This is a genomic window from Bartonella sp. EBT8, from assembly GCF_055796165.1.
Map to the genome: position 1 here is coordinate 101,751 of NZ_JBTTDJ010000001.1, position 25,694 is coordinate 127,444.

Consider the following 25,694-nt stretch of genomic DNA (forward strand, 5'->3'; position numbering starts at 1 on the left):
CATAAGCGTAAAGATGGTGGTGCTCAATGGCTTTTACGCTCTATCATCCACGGGCAGCGTCGTAAAATGGGCTTGGGTGTTTTAGACGACACCAATTCTTATGCAAACCCATTGGTTAGCCTTTAAAATACCCCATTAAACACCAAAAGCCATATTAATACCCTAACAACAATCCATAAAAACAACAAAAAGAAAGAGAAACTTTCCATACATGACAGAATAAAAGGCGATTGATAATCACTCAAAAAACAAAACAATTGCCCCACACATACACACAAAACAAGAGCAACAAGACTGCGCTCGATATGCACATCCCTTTCTTTGCGCTCTTTTGAACAGCTTCACCAAGAATATCAATTTTTCAAAATGTTCTATTTGCTTTTATTAATTTATAAAAAGAATATTACATTAATATATCAAATATTATAAATAAAAAATATCATTTATTACATAATGAATATTTATATAGATACAAAAATATTTTTGTATCTATAATAAAATTATATTTTACATCTTAAAAATAAAAATGATACGCATTTGCATGTATCATTATGATACGTTGATTCCAAAATAAACAAAGGAGGATTTATATGCGTAATTTTGGTTCAGGTTTAGTTTATACTTTAAATGATTCAACACCTGTTTATGCAAGAGCATGTAGCTTTAATGATTTTTCTCATGAGATGAACAGATTAGGTGTGCAAACGGCAATTCCAGCTGGAGTAATGGGAGCATTATCAGCTTCTCCGACTGGCCCAGGTGCAATCGCAGCTGGCTTAACAGCTGCTGGGTATGGGTACGTAGCAGGTGCTAGTTTGGGATTCATAAATAAAGCTTGGGAGTGTTGGTTCTAATTTATAGAGAATAGCTTAAAGGTATCTCTGAAATTATTAATAAAGATATTAAACTTGAATCATGTCTATTGCTAAAATAGGTTTCAGAGATATCTACTTCATATCATATATTATAATCAGGGTTTTGTATAATGAATATCCGTTATGAAATCGCAAATTTGTTTTTCGCAATGATTATATTTTCCTCTGTTTTTTTTATTTTTTATAGAAAAATTTTAGGTTACAATCGGAAGTCAGCTATCAGAGCTTCTTTATTTTTAAGTGTTATATGCTTTAGTATTGATTTTTTACGGAGATATTTCAATTTATATTAACATTTACTTAATAAATTACCATAAAAACAAATAAATTTGGTTTCAATGATATCTATTCTATAGCACATATTATATATTTTGATTTCGTAATGTCAGATTTTAATCATAAAATTATTGAATATTTCATGGTAATAGTTTTTTTTGGTTTAATACATCTTTTTTATTATAAATTTTTTTCTTACAGTTGGAAAGATTCTATAAGAAATTCATTATTAACAAGCTTTATATTTTTTATTGTTATTCTTTTATTGAACTATATTGGTTTATATAAATTTTTAGATAATTTTTTATAATGGATATTTATCATAAATTATTGGAAGCATTATTTCAAACAATTTTAGTTGGACTAATATTTATAATTGTGCTGAAATTGAAAGGATATAATCTTAAAAAGCGTATAATGTACTTATTAGTTATGTTAACAACAGTTTTTGCTCTTATATTTCTATATAAATGCATTAAATAAATAAAAGTATTCTATGTATTAATTATATATTTCTATTTTTATTATTTTTCAGTAAACATTTATTTTATAACTAGAAATTACCTATTACATTGTTTTTATTACTAGTTATTCTATGAATTATTATTATAATTTTGCATAGATATTTTATTTTATATTAATATCTACTTAATAAATTAACACAAAGAGGCTTGAAATAGTTTTCAGAGATATCTATGCGATATCATACACTACAATCAGGATTTTATTATAATGAATATCCATTATGAAATCGCAAATTTGTTTTTCGCAATGATTATATTTCCCTCTGTTTTTTTTATTTTTTATAGAAAAATTTTAGATTACAATCGGAAGTCAGCTATCAGAGCTTCTTTATTTTTAAGTGTTATATGCTTTAGTATTGATTTTTTACGGAGATATTTCAATTTATATTAAGTCTTAATAAAATTTTCTTTTACAAAACGACAGAACAACACAAAGAACATGCAAATCAATACATTATCCAGCATATCTCTTTTTGCGTTAAAGAGGATATTTTAGGGTGCGCATCATTGAAGAGTTCATTTGATTTTTTTGTCGTAAAAAACAAAAAAGATGTTAATGCTCTATTTTCAATGCATTGCTCACTTATAGAGATCTTTAAGAAACATCTCTCTTTGTCCCCATCTCCCAACATCACCCCCTAAAATTATTCGTAAACACTATAACACAAAGCACTAAAGAGCACACTCTGTACATTTACGCAAAGAACAAATCTCTATCATCGCAATAGTTGTGTTTTGTAAATAATTTTACAAAGGATGTCGATAATCTATGCATTATCCGCACCTTATCGATGTTAATGCTTTATATGAAATTTTTCTAAACGTTCATTTCTTAATGCGCTTATAAAAAACTATCGATATTAATATACTGTTATGCATTTTTTTACAATATTATAATGTGCTTTGCTGCACTTGAACCCCTTAGAACAGAGTAAAAATAGTCTCTCTTTAAATATAAATACTTCAGATTTTAAAATTGACTATACCAATTTTTGTAATTTAGTCTAATCTCCTCATGAGGATTTTCATTTAAGAAAAGACTTTTGGAAAAATTCTGCCAAAAATATAAAACTACAACAGCTGATTTTTCCAAATATAAAGTATAAAGAGAGGGAACTTATGTCTGAAAAAATCCATCCAATACCAGAGAATATAAAAAAAAATGCTTTCATCAATGAAGACATCTATCAACAATGGTATCGAGAAAGTATCAATGATCCAGAAAGCTTCTGGGCAAAACATGGTCAACGCATTGCATGGTTTAAACCTTATACAAAAGTCAAAAATACTTCCTTTAACGCAGATGTCCCCATTCGATGGTATGAAGATGGAATAACAAATGTCGCCTATAATTGTATTGACCGCCATTTAAAAACCCATGGCGAGGAAATCGCACTGATTTGGGAAGGAGATAATCCTTACCATGATAAAAAAATAACCTATAATGCGCTTTATGAACATGTTTGTCGCTTTGCCAATATTTTAAAGAACCATGGTATCAAAAAAGGCGACAGAGTTACCATTTACTTACCGATGATTCCAGAAGCAGCCTATGCCATGCTCGCCTGTGCCCGCATTGGTGCCATTCATTCAGTTATTTTTGCTGGTTTTTCTGCTGAAGCAATAGCAGGACGGATTGTTGATTGCCAATCGACCTTCATCATTACCGCTGATCAAGGCTTACGGGGAGGAAAACAGATTAACTTAAAAGACAATGTTGATCATGCCATTGAGATTGCAGCACGCCAACATGTCGATGTGGATCAAGTGATGGTCATACGGCGCACCAGTAAAGCAATTCATTGGGTAGAGGGGCGTGATTTTTGGTATCATGAAGAAGTTTCTGATGCCAAAACGGATTGCCCAGCAGAACCAATGAACGCTGAAGATCCACTCTTTATTCTCTACACTTCGGGTTCAACAGGCAAACCGAAAGGCGTGTTGCATACAACAGCAGGGTATCTTGTCTATGTATCGATGACACATCAATATGTTTTTGATTATCATCCTGGAGAAATTTACTGGAGCACTGCTGATATTGGCTGGATCACCGGTCATTCTTACTTGATTTATGGCCCTCTATGCAATGGTGCGACCACTTTAATGTTTGAAGGAACGCCAACTTTTCCTGACAAAGGCAGGTTTTGGGAAATTGTTGATAAACATAAAGTAAACACGCTCTATACCGCACCAACAGCTATCCGTGCCTTAATGGGTGCGGGCAATTCCTTTGTCGAACACTCGAAAAGAACATCCTTGCGGCTTTTAGGCACAGTAGGTGAGCCAATTAATCCAGAAGCATGGGAATGGTTTTATCACACCGTTGGAGATGATCGCTGTCCCATCCTTGATACATGGTGGCAAACAGAAACAGGAGGGCATATGATCACCCCCCTTCCTGGTGCAACACCACTCAAAGCAGGCTCAGCAACACGTCCGTTTTTCGGTGTTCAGCTCCAAATTGTTGACGAGCAAGGAAATGTTTTAGAAGGCGAAGCAGAAGGGAATCTTTGCATCATTGACTCATGGCCAGGTCAAATGCGAACCCTCTACAATGATCATGAGCGCTTCATTGAAACCTATTTTTCCACATATAAAGGCAAATATTTCACAGGCGATGGCTGTAAACGCGATAGTGATGATTATTATTGGATTACAGGACGCGTTGATGACATTCTCAATGTCTCTGGACATAGACTAGGAACAGCCGAAATTGAATCCGCACTTGTTTCTCATCCCGCCATTTCAGAAGCAGCGATTGTTGGTTATCCTCACCCCATTAAAGGACAAGGAATTTACAGTTTTATCACCTTAATGGAAGGGACATCCCCAAGTGAAGAGTTACACAAAGACCTTATTCGCCATGTCAGAAAAGAAATTGGCTCCATTGCCATCTTGGACAAAATTCAATTTGCCCCTCAATTGCCAAAAACACGGTCAGGAAAAATTATGCGGCGTATTTTACGAAAAATTGCCGAAAATAATTTTGATAGTTTAGGCGATATCTCGACCCTTGCTGAACCACAAGTGGTAGAAGATCTGATTGCCAATCGGCAAAATAGAGAATCCGCAGCTTAAACACCAAACAACAACGGTGACTTTAGCTTTCCTTCTAAAATTCTCTTAGCATTCTTGCTAAAGTCACCAATAAAGGGAAAAACAACACAATGGAACCATTCAACCGCTCTCAAAACAGACATTCTTTCTCAAGTCCAACAAGAACGGATTGAAAAAATATTCTAAAGAGTATGAATTTCAGCGAAAATCCAAAAAAGAAAAGCTACTGTTACCAACCTCCAAAGATAAACATCTTCTGTCAAAAACAGGACTGTTGACTTTTACGTTTCTGCTAGAAACACTTTAAAATTCCTGCTAAAATCATAAATAAAGGCAAAATTAAGGAAAGGGAGTGACTGATCATATTCTTACAGACAGTATTTCTCAATAACAAACTGGAAATGGTGGAAGAAAATATTAAAAAGAACCAAGAGCCTATAGCAATGAAAGCAAAAATCCTTAGGATGATGCACTATAACAACGAAGTGGTAACGAAAAGTGATTCATTTTGAAAATGTTGGTTTGCGCTATGGCATGGGCCCAGAAGTTCTTCGTGATATCAGTTTTCATATTCCTCCGGGATCCTTTCAATTTCTCACCGGCGCTTCTGGAGCAGGAAAGACATCACTGATGCGTCTGATGTTTTTGGCACTCAAGCCAACACGCGGTCATATTGATCTGTTTGGCCACGATACGGCATTACTCAAACGACAAGAGCTTCCGGCACTCCGGCAACGTATCGGCGTCGTCTTTCAAGACTTTCGTCTGCTTGATCACATGACCACTTATGAAAATGTCTCTTTACCTTTACGCATTAAGGGACAAGAAGAAGCAACTTATCGCAGTGAAGTAGAAGATCTTCTTTGTTGGGTAGGTCTTGGAGATCATATTCATGTTTTACCTCCCGTTCTTTCCGGTGGAGAAAAACAAAGGGTAGCGATTGCCCGTGCACTCATTGACCAACCTGAAATTCTTTTGGCGGATGAACCAACAGGAAATGTTGATCCCCCTTTGGCAAAACGCCTGCTCCGCTTGTTTATTGAATTAAATCGTTTTGGAACAGCCGTCATTATTGCCACCCATGATATTGCGCTGATGGAACAAGTTGCAGCACGACGAATGCTTCTCCATAATGGACGGATGACAATTCATGAATAAGTTTTTCCCCATTTTCACAAGCAATAAAAACAACACAACTGCGATTATTCCCAGCGACAACATTTCAGGCCGAGCGCTGATTGCAGTGATTGCTATTATGACCTTTCTCTCCAGCCTCACATTGATCGGGGTTGATCTCGTCCAGCGAGCGGCTCATAGCTGGAGTAATCAAATTAGCTATGAAGCAACCATACAAATACGTCCAACTGAAAATATTAATATCGAAAAAGCCCTTCATGAAGCAGTTAAGTTGGTCAAAACATTTCATGGTGTAGACGATGCCACCATTGTTGACCAAACAGCCACTGAAAAATTGCTCGAACCATGGCTTGGCACGGGTTTAAGCTTAAATGAATTGCCTCTTCCTCGTCTTATCATCGTAACACTAAACGAGAAAGAAGAAATTGACTTTCATGCCATTAGTCATGCCATTAAAACACAAGTTCCAGGAGGTCAATTTGATGATCACCGTGTTTGGGTGAAGCGTTTTACAACAATGGCACATACAACTGTTTTCATTGGTTTTTCAATTTTAATATTGGTTTTAGGCTCATTGATCCTCACGGTTATCTTTGCCACACGCAATGCTTTGGCAGAAAATGCGCATATTATTAATGTCTTATACTTCCTAGGAACTGAAACCCTTTTCATTGCACGACAATTTGATTGGCATTTTTTTAAAACTGCACTGCGCGGTGCATTATATGGTGGTATCACAAGCACATTGCTGTTTGCTGCTTTCAGCTTTTGGACAAATTATAACATAGGGAAAGTGGAAGCTAGCCAAGTCACCGCTTTGTTTGGACATTTTTCCATAAGTTCCATTCCTTATGGAAAAATCATTGGTCTTATTTTTTTTGTTTCTTTGCTTACCATGCTTACAAACCGCATAACTATTTTAGCACAACTTAAAAAAATTGATCAATGTGAAAACGGCTTATTTTAATTTTATGACCTACAACTCATATGATCCCAAATCATTGATGCAAGATGAACAAGAGCATTCTCTGAAAAAACATACCAACGGCACTTTATGCTCTCTACGCTGTTTGTTTCGTTATTTTCCACCGACAACATTTTCTCTTTTAATCATCACTCTGCTTTTTTGTGTTAGTTTCATTATCTTTGCCGAAAAAACTGAGCGGCTTCAACCACCAAATCCCTTACCAAAAGCAGATGCAATCATCGTCTTGACGGGGGGAGAGAACCGAATAGAAGCGGGGTTAAGCCTGCTCCAAAAGAGGCTTGGTTCGCGACTTTTGATCAGTGGAGTAAACACCGTAACCAATCTCCAGAGACTGAAGCACAGCACACATATTACCCCACAGCTCTTTACCTGTTGCGTTGACATCGGCCATAAAGCAACGAACACAAAAGGGAATGCTGAAGAAAGCACAGCTTGGATTAAAAAGCACCACTACCAAACAGTTTATATTGTCACTCATGACTACCACATGTGGCGCTCTTTGCGCGAACTTAAAACTTTAATGCCTGAGGTCAATTTCATAGCCTATCCCGTTAAAAAGAACGGCAATGAAAGTACGATACAGCAGATCAATCAAGTACGCATTCTTATTTTCCAATATATCAAAACAATCGAGGTATACATCAGAACCATGTTTTAATCTTTACCCTGCTCATATTCTGAAAATTTGCCACAAGCAGCACCATGGTTCTTTTCCGCCCCCAAAGGTTTACAACAGCCCTCGAAAACATTCATAAAAAAGCGTTTCAACGCCTTTCTTCTCTAGTTTTACCCACACATCAGCCCCACTAATGACATGCAAATCCGTGATTTTACTTGTTTCAATATGAGAAGGTTTGAAATAAGAAAATTTTACGATATTCGGAGAGCTAATGCAATATGAAAAACAATAAATTATCTTTATAAATCAATGCATAGCCAGCAAACGATGCTCTTATAGGGTTGTTAATAGAAAATTTATTAACATCAAAGACATTTCAAAGGAAATCCAATCTACAATTGCAAATTACTTCTTTTTCCATTTCAAATTACAATACACCGCTTGCAAAGCAAGAACTTGCAAAAAATATGAATTGACAAATAAAAATTTCACTTTTGATAGGATTACTTTACACCACATTCAGAATTTTGGTGAACGTTCCAGAGAGTTTGAGAGGCTGCCCGCCTCTCATGATAAAGCAAAAAGCTGTTTTAATTTTTGTTGCCAATTTTCTGAAATTGCTTTATTAGTACAAGTGTTTTGATCGTCTACGCGACGATCAGCAGGGAATGAAAGACCCTAAACTTGAAACGTATATTTATCCTGTTTTACGGATATCCCGGATTTCCGGGAGCTTTTGTTATGTCCAGGTGCCATAGGCACTAAAAGCAAAAGGCTGAGTCAAGTTTCAGCTCTTTCAACTCCCGGAATACCAATGCGAGGGCGCTCGCACCCGGTGGGGGACTTTGAAGTGCAAACTAAAAATCCGCATTTTAATGATATTTCTGTAGGTAAAAAAATTCGTTTCAGAAGAGAAATGATGGGAATTTCTCAAAAACAATTAGGCAACCAATTAGGAATAACTTTTCAGCAAATCCAAAAATACGAAAAAGGCTTAAATCGTGTAGGGGCAGGACGTTTGCAAGAAATTGCCAACATATTGGATGTTCCTATTGCCTTTTTTTATACCGAAATCTCGACAAAAGAAAATATTTCATACCCTAGTGATGGAGGAATATCTAGCAAAGAGGAATATTTACTTTTGAAAAGTTTCAGGACGCTTAAAACGAAAAAACAAAGAGCAATTTTATGGTTAATTTCTGAGTGAAATAAAAATTTCAAAATACTTTCCTGCTAAACAATAAATTATTATATAAGTCTCTTTTTAAGGAAGAGGTTGTTAGCATGGAGTCTCCGCAAGATATTCATAATTTAACCTCTTTCTTTATTTTTAAAATCACAAAAATGTTATTTTTTAAAGAATCTGTCATTTTATCTAGGCAAATTTGTTAGTATTTTTAGGCATTTCCAACTTTTTGAGAATTTTATTTAATTCTGATTTAAACAAGGGTATTTTTTCATCATTTGAGTTGATTTTGTTATTTTCCGCTATGGGCAAATCATTAAATGTTTCTTTAAATTCTTCATCCAACAAAGCATAGAAAGAACGCTCTAAGTAGAGTTCACCTTTGTTTTGTTTGGCAACCATCCCTCGCAAATATCCTCCTAGTGATTTAATGATTTCCTTGCAATGTTTTTTGACGATAAGAGCAAGAGCAACTTGTTTATCCCCATAGTTTATTTGGCTTCTTGAAGGGCATGAGGAGAAATTCCCTTCATTTTTGCTAAAAACTCCATAGAACCGATTAAATCCCTTTCCGACTGTAATTCATGTTTGAGGAATAAGCGGGGGGTATTAGGCAATGCTCTAGCTAAAAATTGAGGCTTGATTTGCAGCGATATAGAGCCCTGTGATGGTAAACCATCTTCAGTTTTGCCTGTCTCTTTATTTTCATAAGCTATTTTATCGTGATTGAACGTCACGTTGATGATTTGAATGTGTGTTCAGATCTTTCTGAATACTCTTTTTTGTTACAGTTCTCTTGAGGGTTAAGAGTTGTCTATTTTAGATTAAAATTTTAAAGCTAATCGGTGCTGTATTTTTACTGCTCTAAAAAGACAATGGGAATTCATCTATGATCCGTTGTGTCGTGAAACTTCACCCTTTATTGTACAGTTATAAAGTACACGTCACTTAACAAATAAAACGTTTTCTAAAACAGAGCAACCAATAATACTAAACTTTTCTTATCCATGTTTTGCTTCATAAACGCTTCATGCAAGTAGAAAGCATAACAATAAGCATGTGGCAATTGATAATGCTTAATCACGCGAGAGAGCAACAACAGGATCAAGCCTGGAAGCTTGCCGTGCTGGTGAAAAACCAAAACAGACCCCTATGAGGGTTGAACAAGTAAGGGATAGGATGATAGAATCAATGGTATAAACTAAGTGGATAGGCGCCTTAAACAGAAGGAACAGCCCCCCGATAGAAAATCCAAACAGGATCCCTAGCGCCCCACCAATGACACAAACCAAAATCGCTTCAATTAAAAATTGCTGCAAAATATCACTCTGACGCGCCCCAACAGCCATCCGTACCCCAATTTCATTGATCCGCTCCGAAACAGTAACCAGCATAATATTCATCACCCCAATACCCCCCACAATCAGCGAGATAGATGCAATTGAAGACACTAAAAGTGTTAAAATATGTGTACTTTCCATAATACGTTCACGGAAGAATTCTGAATTTCTAATAAAGAAATCTTCTCCACCATGCCGCATAGTAAGAAAACGCTTTACCATGGACTCTGCTAAATGTGAATCGACGTCATCAGCAATCTTAACCGTAATGGCACGAACCTGTGTTGTTCCAAGCAAACGGGTTTGCACTGTTGTATAGGGCAAATAAATTTGCAACGTATTAGAAGTGCCTCCCATATGTTGTGAATCTATCACACCAAGAATACGCACGGGAACGTTACCCACATGAACAACCTTTCCAATGGGATTCTCATGACCATGAGGAAAAAGCACAGAAAGTGCTTCTTTTTCAATCACGAGATCAACGGCTCGCTCATGCACGCTCTTCTGATCAAAAAATCTTCCTTGAAGCGCTTTGAGTCCTTGTGTCTGAAAATATTGTTCTCCTACCCCAACAATTACAGCATTGGCTTCGACGGCTCCAATACGTATCGTAGAGCTTGTTGAAAGTTGTGGTGTTACACCAGCAACATAGGGCAAATGAGAGAGAGCCTCTGCATCCGCTTCCACCAAACTTGTTATTTTCTCTGCTTGTGGATCAGAGAGACTTTTTCCAGGTAAAATTGTTAATGTGTTAGAACCCAAACTTTTAAAATTTTCCAGAATTTTCTCTCGTGTACCATTTCCTAAGGCCACCATAGCAATAATGGCACCAATACCGATAATCACCCCAAGCATTGTTAAAAAAGTTCGTAGTCGATGGGCGTTCATTGCCAATAAAGCCATAATAAATGCTTCACGAAACCGCTCGTAAAAAGAATGAAAAAAACCAAGCTGTTTTTTGTCTTTGAAATTTTTCTCCCCATATTGATTATCCGTTTTTATTTTTTCTTCCACAGCTTTTGTTTCTGCACCCTTTGACGCACGATCAGCAATAATTTCCCCATCACTAATTTCGATGATACGCTCTGCTCTTTCAGCCACCTGCATATCATGCGTTACAATAATAATGGTGCGTCCTTCTTGATGAAGCTCATCCAAAATACGCAACACTTCTTGACCACTGTGTTTATCTAATGCACCTGTTGGTTCATCAGCAAGAATAACCTCTGCATTATTCATCAAAGCGCGGGCTATAGAAACCCGTTGCTGCTGACCACCTGAAAGCTGATTTGGTCGATGATTGATCCGCTCCCCCATACCTAAACGTGTTAAAAGATCTTGTGCACGTTGTTTTCTTGTTGCGACAGGGAGCCCCGCATAAATAGCTGGAATTTCAACATTACCCAATGCTGTCAATTCATTGAGCAAATGATAACGCTGGAAAATAAATCCAAAATGGTTACGCCGCAAAGCGGATAATTCATCAGCAGAAAGGGCAGCTGTTTCTTTCCCTGAAATCCAATAACGACCAGAAGTTGCTCGATCAAGACACCCTAAGATATTCATCAATGTGGATTTTCCTGAACCAGAAGCACCCACAATCGCTACCATTTCACCCCGTTTAATGGTAAGATTAATGTTTTTCAAGACAGTAACGAATGTTTCACCCGCAGGGAATTGACGCACAATATCTTCCAAAACAATGACAGCATCTGCTTTCTCTGTTTTCATGGCTTAAATCTCATTTTTGTTCTGTTTATCAGAAGATTCTGGCATTACGCCATCACGTGCGCCTGTGATAACCACATCACCCTCATTAAGCCCTGAGATAACCTCTGCAACAACCTTGTTATTCAATCCAATTGTTACCTCTTTAGTAACCACTTTATCTTGATCCTCCAAAACAGAAACCCATGCTTTGTTCCCTGTTGTTTCATTCTGTAAAGCATCACTTGGAACCAACAAAACATTCTGAGCACGTCCTAAGATAATATGAACTTGCGCAGTCATATAGGTCCGCAAAAAATTGTCTGCATTATCGACATGGAGAATTCCGTTATAATAGATGGCCGATGATATTAAAGCGCTAGAACCAGCCATGCCAGAATTAATACTCACATCAGCACGAATTTCTTCAGGAGCGGGCTCCACTCTTTCTAAAACGCCCTCATAACGACGTTGCGAATTGCCCAAAACTGTAAAATAAATCGGTTGTCCAGCTCGAACTTTAAGAATATCAGCTTCTGAAATTTGTGCTTTAATAGTCATCTTTGACAAATCACCTAAAATAACAATTGTTGGCGCCGATTGAACAGCATTGACATTCTGCCCTTCTTCGACAACTGTTGCTAGAACCGTTCCCGCTGAAGGAGCGGTTATGCGCGTATAACCCAAATTGACCTTTGCACTATCCACATCTATTTGCGCTTGTATAATCTGCTGACGAAGCTGATCAATTTGTGCCTCCCGTATTTTTACTTGTGTCGCAGCTTCATCGAGATTAGCGCGCGAAACGGCATGCGATTCAATCATTTTTTTCTGACGTTCTAAATTTTTCTGTGCAAGCGAAAGATAGGCTTCTTGTTCGACCAAACTCGCCTCATAGTGTGCGAGAGCTGCTTTTTTTCTCTTCAGATCATTTTCCTGATCTGTAGGATCAATTTCAGCTAAAAGATCCCCTTCTTTGACAACACTTCCAGGAACAACACGCATTGACACCACACGCCCTGTTGCACGCGCACCAACAGCGACCAACCGATAGGGGCGCACAAGACCAGAAGCCAAAACACTTTCCTCTATATCTCCACGCTTCACCACGGCGGTCATATAAGTGGGTAATGATGTTCCAAAAACAACAGAACGCATCCAAAAGAATAAGATGAGAAGAAAGGAAACCGTTAAAAAGAAGGAAAGTTTTTTACGTTTTGTAATAAAATTTTTTATGAAACTTTTTTTCATTACCTTACCTTTGTAAGCGCACGAGATTTACCATCAACGATTTCAGGACGTGACGCATCAACTTCACCATCCCAACCACCTCCCAACGCCTTCATCAATGCAACATATTGTGTAACAAAAGAAACGCGACTATCTTTAAGCGCCATTTGTGCAGAATAATAAGAGCGATTAGCATTTAACAATTCAAGGAAGCTGATATTTCCATTTTCAAAAAGGCTCCGTGAAAGTTTTAAAGAATGCAGAGAAGCTTCATTTGCAACAATAAGCTTTTTTAGACGTTGATGTTCTTTAGCTAATCTTACAAGCGCGTTTTCTACCTCTTCTAAAGCTTCCAACACAGCCGCCCGATAAGTAATAAAAGCTTGATCACGTTGCGCCCGTGCCGCGACAATTGAAGCCTCAATCTGTCCCCCATTAAAAAAAGGAATACGAAGACCAGGTGCCAACATCCAAGCAATTGTTGACGCCTTCCATAATTGATTAATTGTCTCTGCTGCTGTTGAAATATTCCCTGTTAAAGTGAGGGATGGATAACGATCTGCTTCATGTTGACCAATCCGTGCTGTCGCTTGCGCATATTGGCGCTCTGCCCGCCGTAAATCTGGACGTGTTAACAAAATATCAGCCGGAATTCCTGCTGGTATTGGCCATTGTGGTTGCGGAATTTTTGCTTGCCTTGCATTTTTTTGTAAAAGATCCTTTAAAGCCATCGGCACACGACCAGTTAAGACAGAAAGGCGATGAATACTCATTGCCAAATTTTCTTCCATCTGTGCTATATCGGCTTCTGTATTGGCCACTTGTGCTTGCGCATTTGAGACATCAAGTTCTGAAACATCACCAGCCTTTAATTTGGCACGCATTAATTCATATGTTTGACGCTGGGATACGGCAATTTGCCGCACAATGTGCAACTTTTGTTGCCAACCACGCATTTGAATATAATTTGTTGCCACATCTCCTAACAACGTGACCATGGTAGCACGCATATCTTCCACAGCAGCTTCAAGACCATAACGCGCTGCTTCAATTTCTCGCTTACGTCCACCAAAAAAATCTAATTCCCAACCCGCATCAAAGCGACTATTATATTGAGTCATATATTGGTTTAAAATACCATGAGGTTCCAGAGTACCAGTACGATCTGCTGCAACTGAACTTGATAGATTAGGCAAAAGAGATCCCACAGCTTGCCCTAAACTCGCACGGGCTTGACGAACCCGTGCTTTAGCAATAGCAACACTATTATTCCCAGAAATTGCAGAATCCATTAACGCGTTCAAAACAGGATCATTCAAACGCCGCCACCATCCGGCAAGCACAACTGAACGCCCTGTAGTCAGTGCTGTTTGCTCTCCCCATTTTTTCGGAACACGAAAAGATGTTTTCTGATAATTAGGACCAACCATACACCCCGATATAAAAAAACAAAACAAAGCACTATAATGCAACAGATTATAAAAAAATTCTTTGAGCTTTCTGATATGCATTGAAACCCCTGCATTTTTTCAGAATCATTATTATTAAGACTTTATTTACTTCTTATTCCAGATTTACTTTGAAAAATCAAATACAGTTTGTACCGGAACATGATCTGAAGGTTGATTCCACCCCCGTGCACGACGAAAAATCGACAAATCTACAACAAAAGGTGCTAAATTTGGCGAAGACCAAATATGATCAAGCCTCCGTCCACGATCAGCAAGCGCCCAATCGCGTGCACGATAGCTCCACCATGTATAAAGCTTGGTAGGAACAGGTATATGCATACGCATCAGATCAACCCAGCCACCTTGACAACAGAGAGCTTTTAAACGCTCAGTTTCAAGAGGTGTATGGCTTACAACCTTCAATAATTGTTGATGAGACCAAACATCCTCTGCCAAAGGTGCAATATTCAAATCACCCACCAAAAGAGAAGAAAAATCCTTTCTCTGATCAGCACGGATCGAGGACATTTCCTCTAAAAAGTCAAGTTTATGACGGAATTTTTCATTCATTTCCACGTCCGGCACATCACCACCCGCGGGAACGTAAAAATTGTGAATTTGTATGTCCCTGCCATACACTTCAACAATCACTGAAATATAACGACAATCTTGTTTTTGACAAAAAAAACGTTTTTCAACAGCCTTAAAAGGCAAGCGCGAAAGAATTGCTACACCGTTATAAGATTTTTGTCCACTCAAAGCGATATGCTGATAACCTGCTGCTTCAAAAGCCTCCCGTGGAAAGAGAGCATCTGGACATTTTGTCTCCTGGAGACACAAAATATCCACAGAAAAAAGATCCAAATATTGAAAAACTTGTGCAAGACGCAAGCGGATAGAATTAATATTCCAAGTAGCAAGACGAAAGAACATCTATTTCAATTCCGATGATGAACCACAACATTATTTCTTCGAGGGAAGTGTAAACATCCCATCAGCAAATCTAACGCCCGTTCGTACATTCATGATTTGAACAGTTGTTTCCAAATTTTGTTGATCAACAATTGTCCATTGACGCAAAGCAGTGCTTTTAGAATCAAACACCATTCTTATTTGCCCTGCCCCAATGCTTTTATCCCGCAGCACAATTGTCACCGCCCCTGGATCTTCACGGAATGCTAACAAACGCCCCGATGACACATCAATTTTATCATCTAACAGAAATTTCATTGGTGTTTGAAAAAGTTGTGAAAAATTCCAAGTATTCAGAGCGCGATTATTAATTCCTACGAATTGACCATCTGCAATAATCTGTAAGGGTATTTTTTTATAAATGAAACGAATTTTCCCTGGACGCTCTAAGTAAAATGTCCCCTGAGACATTTTCCCCTTCGGACTAAACTGAATAAAATCGCCTGTCATTGTTTTAATTGCCGCAAAGCGATTAGCAATAGTTTGCGCCTTTACCACTTTATTGGAGGATTGCGAAAAAGCAGAAAAAGTTAAGCACCCAAAAAAAAGAATTCCAACAAACCCAAAGACTCTTCTTTGTGTTAAAAAAGGCGTTTTCATAAAAATGCTCCCAAAGAATATTTATTATCTTATTAAGTAGAAAATGAACAATAAATATCCTTCTTTAAAAGATAAAGATATTATTTGCAGAGACTATCAAAAGATTTTTATTTCAAAAGCGTTCCTCTTCAGAAGGTATCAACACCTCTCGTTTACCGGTATGATTTGCTGCACTAATGATCCCTTCTTCTTCCATCCGCTCAATCAATGTAGCAGCACGGTTATATCCGATCCCTAAACGACGTTGAATATAAGAGGTTGAAGCCTTACGATCACGAAGAACAATAGCAACAGCTTGACTATAGGGATCATCTGCTGCAGGAGACGTTAAGGAAACTTCCGCATTATTTTCTGCAATCTCTTCTGTAATAGTTTCCAAATAGTCAGGCAGCGCTTGTGCTTTGAGATGTGCCACTACCTGCTCTACTTCATCATCAGCCACAAAAGGCCCATGCACACGCTGGATACGCCCTCCTCCCATCATGAAGAGCATATCTCCTTGCCCCAACAATTGTTCAGCCCCCTGTTCACCAAGAATTGTCCGGCTATCAATTTTTGAACTGACAGAAAAAGAAATCCGTGTAGGAAAATTAGCTTTAATCGTCCCCGTAATCACATCAACCGAAGGGCGCTGTGTCGCCATAATCACATGGATACCAGCAGCACGAGCCATTTGCGCAAGGCGTTGAACGGCACCTTCAATGTCTTTCCCAGCCACCATCATCAAATCGGCCATTTCATCAATAATGACAACGATATAAGGCATAGGCGTAAAATCAAGTGTTTCGGTCTCATAAAGGGGCTCACCAGTCTCATGATCAAATCCAACTTGAATTGTGCGCGTCATTGTCTCACCCTGACCTTCTGCTTCTCTAAGACGCGCATTAAAGCCATCAACATTGCGAACCCCCAATTTTGACATTTTACTGTAGCGCTCTTCCATTTCACGAACGGCCCATTTCAGGGCAATGACCGCTTTTTTAGGATCCGTTACCACAGGTGTTAACAAATGGGGAATACCATCATAAACTGAGAGTTCAAGCATTTTTGGATCAACCATAATGAGGCGACATTGTTCAGGGGTCATCCGATAAAGCAGCGACAAAATCATGGTATTAATAGCAACAGACTTTCCTGAGCCTGTTGTACCAGCGACCAAAAGATGCGGCATTTTTGCTAAATCCGCAATCACCGTTTCCCCCCCAATTGTTTTGCCTAAAGCAAGCCCTAATTTTGCTTTACTGTCCACGAATTCTTGCGCTTGCAAAATATCCCGTAAATAAACCATCTCACGTTTTGCATTGGGCAATTCTATTCCAATCACATTCCGCCCTGGAACCACAGCAACGCGCGCTGAAATCGCACGCATCGAGCGTGCAATATCATCTGCCAAACCTATAATACGAGAAGACTTAATACCCGCTGCCGGTTCAAATTCATACAAAGTTACCACCGGACCGGGACGCGCATCAATAACTTTTCCCTTAACGCCAAAATCTAACAAAACACCTTCAAGTTCATGAGAATTGGCCTTTAAAGCAGCAGGAGAAAGTTTTGCATCCCTTGCTGCTGGAGGAGAAACAGCAAGATAATCCAAAAGAGGAAGAAGAAAACCACCATTTGAAGAAGTCTTTAAAGGCTTAAAAGCACGGCTTCTAAGAGGCTGAACCTTTTCTTGTTTTTCCTGACATTTTGTTTTTTCGTCCAAGAAAACTGGTTCAATTCGATCAAAGGACTTTCCTTGTCTTTTAGAGCGACTAGAACGACTCTTGATGGAGAAAAGGCGAAAAAAACGCGCTTGAAAAAAATAAACAAGATGTAAAAATGCTCCAAAAGTTGTAGCAAAAAAACCGTTCTGCCCCCTCTCTTCGGCAAGTTCTTCTGTCTCTTCTGACACATCCAGAAAAGGATCAACTCCTTGGTTTTTTTGGACATTTTTTATTTTTCTTTTATCTGTCCGGCGTCGCCATACGACATTACCGGCAAAAGCAGCCATTAAAAAGCCTAAAAGAATAAAAGCAAACCCCAAGAGCACTGTCTGAAATGGAGAAAAAAAGACAGGGAAAATTGCATAAAAAGCACTTAAAACTTTATCTCCCAAAAGGCCTCCCAACCCCATTGGCAATGGCCAATAGGTAAAGACAGCAACGGGTGTCATAAGAGCAAAAGCAATTAAAAAACAAATCGTTGATATCACCCATAAAAAAAGGCGAAAAATCAAATTGTGGATATCCTTTTGTGCTAACAAAAGAAACGACCAAAATAATGGCGGCAAAAGAACACCAAGACTTGCCAAACCAAAAAACTGCATGACAAAATCTGAAAAAATTGCCCCTGTCCACCCCATGAAATTTGTAATTTTATTGGTACTTGCATGTGTCAAAGAGGGATCTGCAACATTCCACGTTGCTAAAGCGAAAACGCAAAAAATAAGGAAAGCCAAAAGCCCAAGCCCAATGAAAACACCAATCTGGCGTAAAAACATTTCAATGAGCCGCGAACCATAAGATTTCTGCGCTTCTAATAAATCATAAGGTGGAGAACTTCGCTGCATCCATCAATTCCAAAGATAAAACTTCCACAATTAAAGAGTTATAAAATTATGACCGCAAAATATTAACACAGTTTTAACCATCATAATCATAGCAGTCTTCTTCTCTGTAATACTTTAAAAGATTTTCCGTAATACTTTAAAAGATTTTCCTTCAAGAACGTGAGAGAAGACACATTACACATAAAAAACATGCTATTTTTATCTGATTTCAGTTTTCTTTTGCATCAACCCGTGTAGAAGTGTAGAGTTTTAGGAAATATTCAAGGGTAACATCGACCCTGTAAGATTATGAACTGAACCAAATAAGCCATCAGCAGGAGAAAAAACTAAATCATCTATCTCTACACCAGCAGGAGGATAAAACCTTCATGTTTTAGAAAAAGAAAAACAAAGAAGAAGAAAAGTAAATTAAAAATGTTCACTTTAAAAGTGAAAAAACGACCAACAATGGAACAAAGCGTTGTGTATTCTAATTGCAATAAAAGTGTAAACCCCAAGAAAAAGACAAAATCCAATGAAAATATAAAACAATGCGATATTCTTATTGCAGGGGGAGCCGTTGTTGGTCTCACCTTAGCAATAGCGCTCAAGCAAGCAGCGCCTAATTTAAAAATTAATATTGTTGATGCTGCTTCTCAAGAAGAACTTCCTACTTCCAATATACGAACCATTGCTCTTTCTGCTGCTTCTATTCGTATGTTCAAACAATTGCAATGTTGGCAACATATACAACCCTACGCCCAACCCATTCATTCAATGATCATCACGGATGCATGTGCAAATGATCCTGTCAAACCAACGCTTTTAACCTTTGAAGGAGAGATTACCCCCAACGAACCCTTTGCTGCTATGGTGGAACAGAGAAAACTTATCCATGCTTTAAAAAAGCGTGTAAAAGATCTCAATATTACTGTCATCGCAAACATGCGCGTCGTTGATTTTCATCAAGAAAATCAACTGTCAACTGTCACTTTAAGCAACGAAGACATTTGGCAAACAAAGTTGCTCATTGCAGCCGACGGAGCGCACTCAAAATTACGCCAAAAAGCAGGTCTAAAAAACTTTTCTCATCCCTACAAACAAACAGCAATTATCTGTACAATTGAACACGAAAAACCCCATCATGGTCAAGCGACGCAACATTTCTTACCTGCTGGCCCCTTCGCTCTGCTTCCTCTTAAAGGCAACCGATCTGCCATTGTATGGAATGAACACCACAAAACTGCGCAATATTACCTCACAGCTGATACTCTTATTTTCGAAATAGAACTCGAAAAACGCATTGGTCATCGATTTGGAAAAATCTCTTGGAATGGAGAACGCCAAGCTTTTCCCTTGAGCCTTTCTTTAACGCGTCACTGCATCAAGCCTCGTTTTGCTCTTGTTGGTGATGCCGCCCACACAATTCACCCCCTTGCAGGACAAGGACTCAATTTAGGACTCCGTGATAGCGCTGCACTCGCCGAGGTTATTATCGAAACAGCACGATTAGGTCTTGATATCGGATCCCTTACAGCTCTAGAACGTTACCAAAGCTGGAGACGTTTTGAAACTGTACGTATGGCTTTAAGTAATGACTGGCTTAATAAACTTTTTTCTAATGATAATCTTCTCTTACGAATGCTTCGTGATACCGGTCTTGGAATTATTAATCAAGCACCAAAGATAAAAAAGTATTTCATTCAAGAAGCTTCCGGACTCACCCCTAATGCCCCACGTCTCCTACACGGTCTCCCACTTTAAACACAAGTCATACTCTGTTCATTTTTTCCTTTATAAACCAACGCTTTTTTAACAAAATGATTCCTTTGCTTCTTTTGAACAAGACTTTAGAAAAACCCATCTATGATGCACAACAAAATTACCCACACTCTATCGTGATTGTTTTTTTATGAACTAAGCATGCAACCCTCCCCCTCTCACACAATAAAAGAGAACAGCTAAAAGTTAAGAAATTGCCCAACTTCTTTATTTTCAAAGCAATCTTTTAATCTAAACTACGAAAACAATAACGAGCACGAAAAAGCTAAAATAGACACCTCACCTCTCTAATCATACAAAAGAAAGACAAAAAATTCTAAAAGTATCAAACGACTATTCTACACAAAAACATAAGAACCTATGTAAAAGAATATACTTTATTCTCGAATAAAAGCTTTTGTATTTCCTGTAGTTTTATTTGGCAGACTGTTTTCCAACATATCATTTCAGCATTTTTATCCATAAAATCACTAAAAGAAGACAATACTTGAGTCATATCCCTTCATCGTAAATCTTACTCTATGTCACTTCTAATTCTTCAAGCGTATAACCATTTTCCAACCATTCTTTAATCCACCTAGGTCTACGCCCCCGTCCATTCCATAATTCCCATTGGTTATTGGGATTTCTATAATGACGTTCTTTATTGACAAGATCAGCGATATTAATTCCATGTGCACTAGCAATTTCAAGAATTTTCCGCCGTGCATTTTGCTTCTCTTTTGCTTGCCGTTTTTTTAACTCCACCTCAATTTGAGCACGCATTTCTTGCAGTTCATCAAAATTCATATTTTTGAGATTATTCACCTTTATTACTCCCCTTGCAAAAAAAGAATTTCACTTTGCCATATTTTTACCACAATTATAGACGATTTTCGCCTATTTGTTATCGAAATTTAAATTACGATAAATATATCACTTAACGGAGATGTGCTTTGAACCACGAAGAATCATTTATTTGTGTCTCAGCTATCACAACCCTATCGTCTTTCAGTTTGAGCACTGAAATTGGTAAGTGGAATGTACAGACTCGATCGCACCTTTCTGCTTCTTATGAACCAGCGGTTACAAGTGAACATAAATCGCCACTTTATAAACTATGGCAATACGCAACAAAGGACAAGCCCTCTACGCATAACGATGATACAGTTCCTTCTAATAATAAGGAAATTTTTTACAGAGACCAGCTTTCTCCTTCGTATCAATCCTTCTCAAAAAGATTTGAACAATCAGAAGATGATACAAAAGAATCAATAACTTCCAAAAAACGGTTATTCCCTGAGAGTAAGCTCTCTTTCCGTAAACAAAATGATTGTAATATTCGCTGGTGTAATGTCTTCGCTTTTGTATCACAAATTTACATAATTGATCGGGTATTGCTCTGTCTTAAAACTATTCTTAGAAAAAGGAGCATCTATAATTACAAGGGGTACTCTAGACCGAACAATTTCACTTCGCAAATCTCTCCAAATCCAGTGTGGCAACAGCTAAAAAAGTCACACGGAATTTATATTTATATCAATAAGATCTTTGCGGGTGTACTGTTTATGACTATTCCAAATTTCATAATGTTGGCTGCTGTATACGCCTCCGCTGTACATCCCACAACATTTAAAAATGTTGTTATGCAAAAATCGAAAAATGATTTTTGTGCAATAAATGTGCGTGATAATTATAAACTATCACATCAAATGCCCATATTTAAAGAAACAACAGAATGTTTTAGACAAAATAGACATAATTTTGACGTATATTTGAAGCAAATTCATGTTCAAAATTTGAAATGGTTTGATATTTCTTTTTCTGATGTTTTTGATCCGTGCAAAAATTTTAAAGTTGTACAATCTGCTTTAAATCATTGTTCTGAACAAACAATATCAAGGTACAATTTTGAGCGAACTAAATTGCAAACCGTGTTAAATTTTTATAACCTAAAAAGTTTCAAAGGTGGCTCTCCTAGCGCTTATAGACAAAAAGTTGCTTTTCATTCTGAAGATCAAGCTTCTGCAATTACAAGTGGAGAATCACAAGAACCTGTAAAACTTCATAGAAAGAAGCAAGAACAACAAATTAATTTAGATCCACTTCTTTCCCCCTCGGAAGAATTAGCAGATGCATTCACGCACAAAGCAAGTGGTGTGCGTGATGCTTTTACAAAAGAAGATATCCCCTCATTGGAAAAGCAACAGGAATAACGCTCACTCTATTTATAAATTAAAACTACAATTTTGATAGGATATAAGAATGAGAGGTAGATAAAGGGATATTAAAGCTCTAAATTAGAAAGATTATATAAAATCTTTTCTAATTGAGGGCACAAAGAATGAAAATGATAGAGCAAAACAGTGTTGATATAGCATTCAATCAAAAGGCCGCACGTGAAATTACAATCGTGATGCGCTCAGAAAGGGAATGGTATTTCACATTTGTTGCAGATGATCCGATAACTGGGAAACCAAATAAGTACACACTTCTTACACAAAGGGGAAAATTAAGAACTTGGGCTGATCCCAAATATCTCCTTAAATTTCTTCATGAAAGAGGGGTTGTTTATGGCAATTTTAAACTTAATCAGGATAAAAAACATGAAACAAGCAAATATTCTTTCAAAAGTGATTCACAATAAAATCACTGCAACTATAACTGTATTTTTTATGTCACATCCTGTGAATGCTCAAGCACAAGGTTTGCAAAATATGGGAGGGGCTTTAAAGAAATTTCAGGGAGAATTAACCAAAATTATTCCTGTTGCTGCTGCTATTATTCTTTTGTGCTTAGCAATTGGCTATGCGGGACGTTATATCGAAAAAGATACATTTGTACGATGGGCAATTGGTGTTGTTATCGCTGGTTCTGCTGTTGAAATTGTTGGTTTATTGTTTAAAGCAGCAGCATAATGACAATGAATTATAAAGTTATGTGATATACAATATCTTTTTATTCAAACAGTAGTATAAATTTAAATAATTTTATCCATATCAATATAAATTTGACTTAGTAGAAAACAAAAAGATTATTTGATGCCAGCAACACTCTGGATTAAGGTAAATAATATGAAACAGTTAAACATTCTTCGAACAAAAATAAGCTATAAAACTAATATAATTGCCACAATGATAAGTGCGTTTTTTATAACACACCCTGTATATGCTCAAGTAAACGGTTTAGAAAATGCAAAAGAAGCTCTAAATACGCTCAAAAAAGAATTAGATGTAATTATTCCTATAGCCGCTGCTGTTATCCTTTTATGTTTAGCTATTGGTTATGCGGGACGTTATATTGAAAAGGATACATTTGTACGATGGGCAATAGGTGTTGTCATCGCTGGTTCTGCACTACAGATTGCTAATATGTTATTCACAAAAGTATAATGAGAATGAATTATAAATTTCAATTATTTTTTTCATATCGATATAAAATATTATTTAGCATCTAAGAAAAAGTTTATTATTGGTAGAATCCATAATCCAAATTAGGAATAAACAATATGAAACAATTAACAACATTTCAAGCAACAGTTAATAAACCCATCTCAATTGCGATAATGATAAGCGCTTTTCTTATAATGAATCCTGTGTGTGCTCAGGCACAGAATTTAGAAAATGCAAAAGAGGCTTTAAAAAAGTTAAAGACTCAGTTGATTGAAATTATTCCTATTGCTGCAGCTGTTATCCTTTTATGCTTGGCAATTGGCTATGCGGGACGTTATATCGAAAAGGATACATTTGTAAGATGGGCAATAGGTGTTGTCATCGCTGGTTCTGCAGCTGAAATTGTCGCTATGTTATTTAAAGCAGTTAATTAAAGCCGATTACGAACACGTTAAATACAAATTGTGCATAAATTATAAAAGATTAATGATAGTCTCGTTTACATTTAGAATATAAGATAAGAGTAAAATATGAAACAATTCAAGAATTTCTATTCAAAAAGTAATATAAGCAGCACAATTGCTGCAGCTGTAACTGTATTTTTTATAAGCAGTCCTGTGTATGCTGATAAAACTCTGGGTAAAGCTAAAACCGCTTTAGAAACTCTGCAAAAAGAACTCACTGAAAAAATTATTCCTATCGCCGCTGCTGTTATCCTTTTGTGTTTAGCAATTGGCTATGCAGGGCGTTACATCGAAAAGGATACGTTTGTACGGTGGGCGGTTGGGGTCATTATTGCTGGTTCAGCAACCCAAATTGCCACTATGTTATTTAAAGCGTAATGGATTTAATATAAAATAAAAAAATTCAAAACATTCTTTTAAAGTGCTAAAATTACTCATTAGCTATAATAAGCTAATAATTGTACCATCTCTATTGTAAAGTATAAAATAAGAGTAAAATATGAAACATTTCAATAACTTCCGATCAAAAAATAGCAAGACAATTATCGCAATCTCTGCAGCTGTAACTGTATTTTTTATGGCTCATCCTGCATATGCAGATCTAAAAAATGCTAAAACCGCTTTAGAAACTCTGCGGGACGAACTCATTAACAAAATTATTCCTATTGCCGCTGCTGTTATCCTTTTATGTTTAGCAATTGGCTATGCAGGACGCTATATCGAAAAAGATACATTTGTAAGATGGGCAATTGGTGTCATCATTGCTGGTTCAGCAACCCAACTTGCCACCCTGTTATTTACAGGTAAGTGAAGCCAATATAAAAATTGGCACGGCACAGGGTGTTTTTTAATCATGTTAATTGACTGTGCATGTGTTTGTAATGATCTTTATTATACTACAAAGGGGATATTATTTATGGCGATTTCAGTCATAAGGAGAGTAGAAATATGAAACAGATAAATATTCTTCAAGCAAAAAATAAAAGGATCCGCACTCTTTTTATAATATCAATTATGTTTTTAACGATCCAATCTGCATATGCTCAAACAAAAGGCAAGTCTATAGATATTTTTATAGGTATGCAATATGGGTTAAGTATGTTGATTCCCATTGTTGGTGCTGTTCTTCTTTTATTGCTTTTGCCTATTTATCTGTTTCGCATCATCTCAAAAGCTACGTTCATACGATGGTCATTCAGTATTATCATTGCAAGCGCAGCATTTTATCTTAGCAGTCTATTGTTTTACATCAACTAACCGGAGCAACCAGTGAAACCACAAAAACATGAAGCATTTCCTTTATTCAAAGGTGCAACCCGTGTTCCAACAATTTGGGGGGTGCCTATGATGCCACTTATTGTGATGGTTATAGGTGTCGCTACTGTTGCCATGACAGTAAATATCTTTTTGTGGGTAATTGCACCACCGCTATGGTTCATTATGGTGCAAATTACCAAAAATGATGATAAAGCGTTTCGTATCTGGTGGTTATGGCTTGATACTAAGTTTCGCAACCGTAACAAAGACTTTTGGGGCGCCTCAAGTTACAGTCCCTCTAATTACCGCAAAAGGAGATAAA

At 37.2% G+C, this 25,694-nt stretch carries 25 protein-coding genes; 16 read left to right on the plus strand and 9 right to left on the minus strand.

Features of this window, described 5'->3' with window-relative positions:
* The first annotated feature begins 590 nt into the window (after positions 1 to 590).
* The 6 genes from AC0QT4_RS00520 (at position 591) to AC0QT4_RS00545 (ending at position 8,683) form a co-directional block, all read left to right on the plus strand.
* Positions 591 to 854, plus strand: coding sequence for a hypothetical protein (locus AC0QT4_RS00520; protein ID WP_473199770.1), 264 nt, complete (start codon positions 591 to 593; stop codon positions 852 to 854).
* A gap of 1,940 nt (positions 855 to 2,794) precedes the next feature.
* Positions 2,795 to 4,753 carry an acetate--CoA ligase gene (gene acs / locus AC0QT4_RS00525; protein WP_473199771.1) on the plus strand — a complete coding sequence of 653 codons (1,959 nt, stop codon included), beginning with the start codon at positions 2,795 to 2,797 and terminating at the stop codon, positions 4,751 to 4,753.
* 477 nt (positions 4,754 to 5,230) lie between these two features.
* The gene (gene ftsE, locus AC0QT4_RS00530; RefSeq protein WP_473199772.1) at positions 5,231 to 5,890 is read left to right on the plus strand and encodes a cell division ATP-binding protein FtsE; all 660 of its coding nucleotides are present in this window, start codon (positions 5,231 to 5,233) and stop codon (positions 5,888 to 5,890) included.
* On the plus strand, positions 5,883 to 6,836 hold the full coding sequence (locus tag AC0QT4_RS00535) for a cell division protein FtsX (RefSeq protein WP_473199773.1): 954 nt from the start codon (positions 5,883 to 5,885) through the stop codon (positions 6,834 to 6,836). Before ftsE ends, AC0QT4_RS00535 begins: the two co-directional genes overlap by 8 nt.
* 4 nt (positions 6,837 to 6,840) lie before the next feature.
* The gene (locus AC0QT4_RS00540) at positions 6,841 to 7,515 is read left to right on the plus strand and encodes a YdcF family protein (RefSeq protein WP_473199774.1); all 675 of its coding nucleotides are present in this window, start codon (positions 6,841 to 6,843) and stop codon (positions 7,513 to 7,515) included.
* Between the two features lie 811 nt (positions 7,516 to 8,326).
* Positions 8,327 to 8,683 carry a helix-turn-helix domain-containing protein gene (locus AC0QT4_RS00545; RefSeq protein WP_473199775.1) on the plus strand — a complete coding sequence of 119 codons (357 nt, stop codon included), beginning with the start codon at positions 8,327 to 8,329 and terminating at the stop codon, positions 8,681 to 8,683.
* Between the two features lie 168 nt (positions 8,684 to 8,851).
* Here AC0QT4_RS00545 and repC read toward each other — a convergent pair whose 3' ends face one another.
* The 8 genes from repC to AC0QT4_RS00585 all read right to left on the minus strand — a co-directional run bounded on the left by repC (position 8,852) and on the right by AC0QT4_RS00585 (position 18,519).
* Positions 8,852 to 9,244 (minus strand): replication initiation protein RepC, encoded by a 393-nt coding sequence (gene repC, locus AC0QT4_RS00550; RefSeq protein ID WP_473200010.1) that lies wholly within the window; start codon positions 9,242 to 9,244, stop codon positions 8,852 to 8,854.
* Positions 9,154 to 9,399, minus strand: coding sequence for a hypothetical protein (locus AC0QT4_RS00555; RefSeq protein WP_473199776.1), 246 nt, complete (start codon positions 9,397 to 9,399; stop codon positions 9,154 to 9,156). Before AC0QT4_RS00555 ends, repC begins: the two co-directional genes overlap by 91 nt.
* A gap of 339 nt (positions 9,400 to 9,738) precedes the next feature.
* On the minus strand, positions 9,739 to 11,736 hold the full coding sequence (locus AC0QT4_RS00560) for a MacB family efflux pump subunit (RefSeq protein WP_473199777.1): 1,998 nt from the start codon (positions 11,734 to 11,736) through the stop codon (positions 9,739 to 9,741).
* Positions 11,737 to 11,739: 3 nt separating this feature from the next.
* Positions 11,740 to 12,963, minus strand: coding sequence for an efflux RND transporter periplasmic adaptor subunit (locus tag AC0QT4_RS00565; protein ID WP_473199778.1), 1,224 nt, complete (start codon positions 12,961 to 12,963; stop codon positions 11,740 to 11,742).
* Positions 12,963 to 14,453, minus strand: a complete 1,491-nt coding sequence (locus AC0QT4_RS00570) for an efflux transporter outer membrane subunit (RefSeq protein ID WP_473199779.1) — start codon at positions 14,451 to 14,453, stop codon at positions 12,963 to 12,965. The genes AC0QT4_RS00565 and AC0QT4_RS00570 overlap by 1 nt, the downstream gene beginning before the upstream one ends.
* A 63-nt stretch (positions 14,454 to 14,516) precedes the next feature.
* Positions 14,517 to 15,326: an exodeoxyribonuclease III gene (locus AC0QT4_RS00575; protein WP_473199780.1), complete on the minus strand. Its 810-nt coding sequence runs from the start codon at positions 15,324 to 15,326 to the stop codon at positions 14,517 to 14,519.
* 30 nt (positions 15,327 to 15,356) lie between these two features.
* Positions 15,357 to 15,965 (minus strand): LolA family protein, encoded by a 609-nt coding sequence (locus AC0QT4_RS00580; protein ID WP_473199781.1) that lies wholly within the window; start codon positions 15,963 to 15,965, stop codon positions 15,357 to 15,359.
* 112 nt (positions 15,966 to 16,077) lie between these two features.
* Positions 16,078 to 18,519, minus strand: coding sequence for an FtsK/SpoIIIE family DNA translocase (locus tag AC0QT4_RS00585; protein WP_473199782.1), 2,442 nt, complete (start codon positions 18,517 to 18,519; stop codon positions 16,078 to 16,080).
* Between the two features lie 447 nt (positions 18,520 to 18,966).
* Between AC0QT4_RS00585 and AC0QT4_RS00590 the strand changes: the two genes are divergently transcribed.
* Positions 18,967 to 20,262, plus strand: a complete 1,296-nt coding sequence (locus AC0QT4_RS00590) for a ubiquinone biosynthesis hydroxylase (protein WP_473200011.1) — start codon at positions 18,967 to 18,969, stop codon at positions 20,260 to 20,262.
* 537 nt (positions 20,263 to 20,799) lie between these two features.
* Here the strand turns inward: AC0QT4_RS00590 and AC0QT4_RS00595 are convergent.
* Positions 20,800 to 21,087 carry an H-NS histone family protein gene (locus tag AC0QT4_RS00595; protein ID WP_473199783.1) on the minus strand — a complete coding sequence of 96 codons (288 nt, stop codon included), beginning with the start codon at positions 21,085 to 21,087 and terminating at the stop codon, positions 20,800 to 20,802.
* Between the two features lie 128 nt (positions 21,088 to 21,215).
* Here AC0QT4_RS00595 and AC0QT4_RS00600 point away from each other — a divergent pair, with 128 nt between their 5' ends.
* The 9 genes from AC0QT4_RS00600 to AC0QT4_RS00640 all read left to right on the plus strand — a co-directional run bounded on the left by AC0QT4_RS00600 (position 21,216) and on the right by AC0QT4_RS00640 (position 25,693).
* On the plus strand, positions 21,216 to 22,475 hold the full coding sequence (locus AC0QT4_RS00600) for a lysozyme family protein (RefSeq protein ID WP_473199784.1): 1,260 nt from the start codon (positions 21,216 to 21,218) through the stop codon (positions 22,473 to 22,475).
* Between the two features lie 128 nt (positions 22,476 to 22,603).
* On the plus strand, positions 22,604 to 22,906 hold the full coding sequence (gene korA / locus AC0QT4_RS00605; protein WP_473199785.1) for a KorA family transcriptional regulator: 303 nt from the start codon (positions 22,604 to 22,606) through the stop codon (positions 22,904 to 22,906).
* On the plus strand, positions 22,866 to 23,177 hold the full coding sequence (gene trwL, locus AC0QT4_RS00610) for a VirB2 family type IV secretion system major pilin TrwL (RefSeq protein WP_473199786.1): 312 nt from the start codon (positions 22,866 to 22,868) through the stop codon (positions 23,175 to 23,177). Before korA ends, trwL (AC0QT4_RS00610) begins: the two co-directional genes overlap by 41 nt.
* A gap of 156 nt (positions 23,178 to 23,333) precedes the next feature.
* On the plus strand, positions 23,334 to 23,651 hold the full coding sequence (gene trwL, locus AC0QT4_RS00615; protein ID WP_473199787.1) for a VirB2 family type IV secretion system major pilin TrwL: 318 nt from the start codon (positions 23,334 to 23,336) through the stop codon (positions 23,649 to 23,651).
* A gap of 116 nt (positions 23,652 to 23,767) precedes the next feature.
* Entirely contained in the window at positions 23,768 to 24,085 is a 318-nt protein-coding gene (gene trwL / locus AC0QT4_RS00620; protein WP_473199788.1) for a VirB2 family type IV secretion system major pilin TrwL, read from the plus strand.
* 96 nt (positions 24,086 to 24,181) lie between these two features.
* Positions 24,182 to 24,493 (plus strand): VirB2 family type IV secretion system major pilin TrwL, encoded by a 312-nt coding sequence (gene trwL / locus AC0QT4_RS00625; RefSeq protein ID WP_473199789.1) that lies wholly within the window; start codon positions 24,182 to 24,184, stop codon positions 24,491 to 24,493.
* A gap of 121 nt (positions 24,494 to 24,614) precedes the next feature.
* The gene (gene trwL / locus AC0QT4_RS00630; protein ID WP_473199790.1) at positions 24,615 to 24,926 is read left to right on the plus strand and encodes a VirB2 family type IV secretion system major pilin TrwL; all 312 of its coding nucleotides are present in this window, start codon (positions 24,615 to 24,617) and stop codon (positions 24,924 to 24,926) included.
* Positions 24,927 to 25,063: 137 nt separating this feature from the next.
* Complete coding sequence (locus tag AC0QT4_RS00635) at positions 25,064 to 25,372, plus strand: conjugal transfer protein (RefSeq protein ID WP_473199791.1); 309 nt, start codon at positions 25,064 to 25,066, stop codon at positions 25,370 to 25,372.
* A gap of 12 nt (positions 25,373 to 25,384) precedes the next feature.
* Positions 25,385 to 25,693 (plus strand): VirB3 family type IV secretion system protein, encoded by a 309-nt coding sequence (locus AC0QT4_RS00640; protein WP_473199792.1) that lies wholly within the window; start codon positions 25,385 to 25,387, stop codon positions 25,691 to 25,693.
* Position 25,694: the final 1 nt, after the last annotated feature.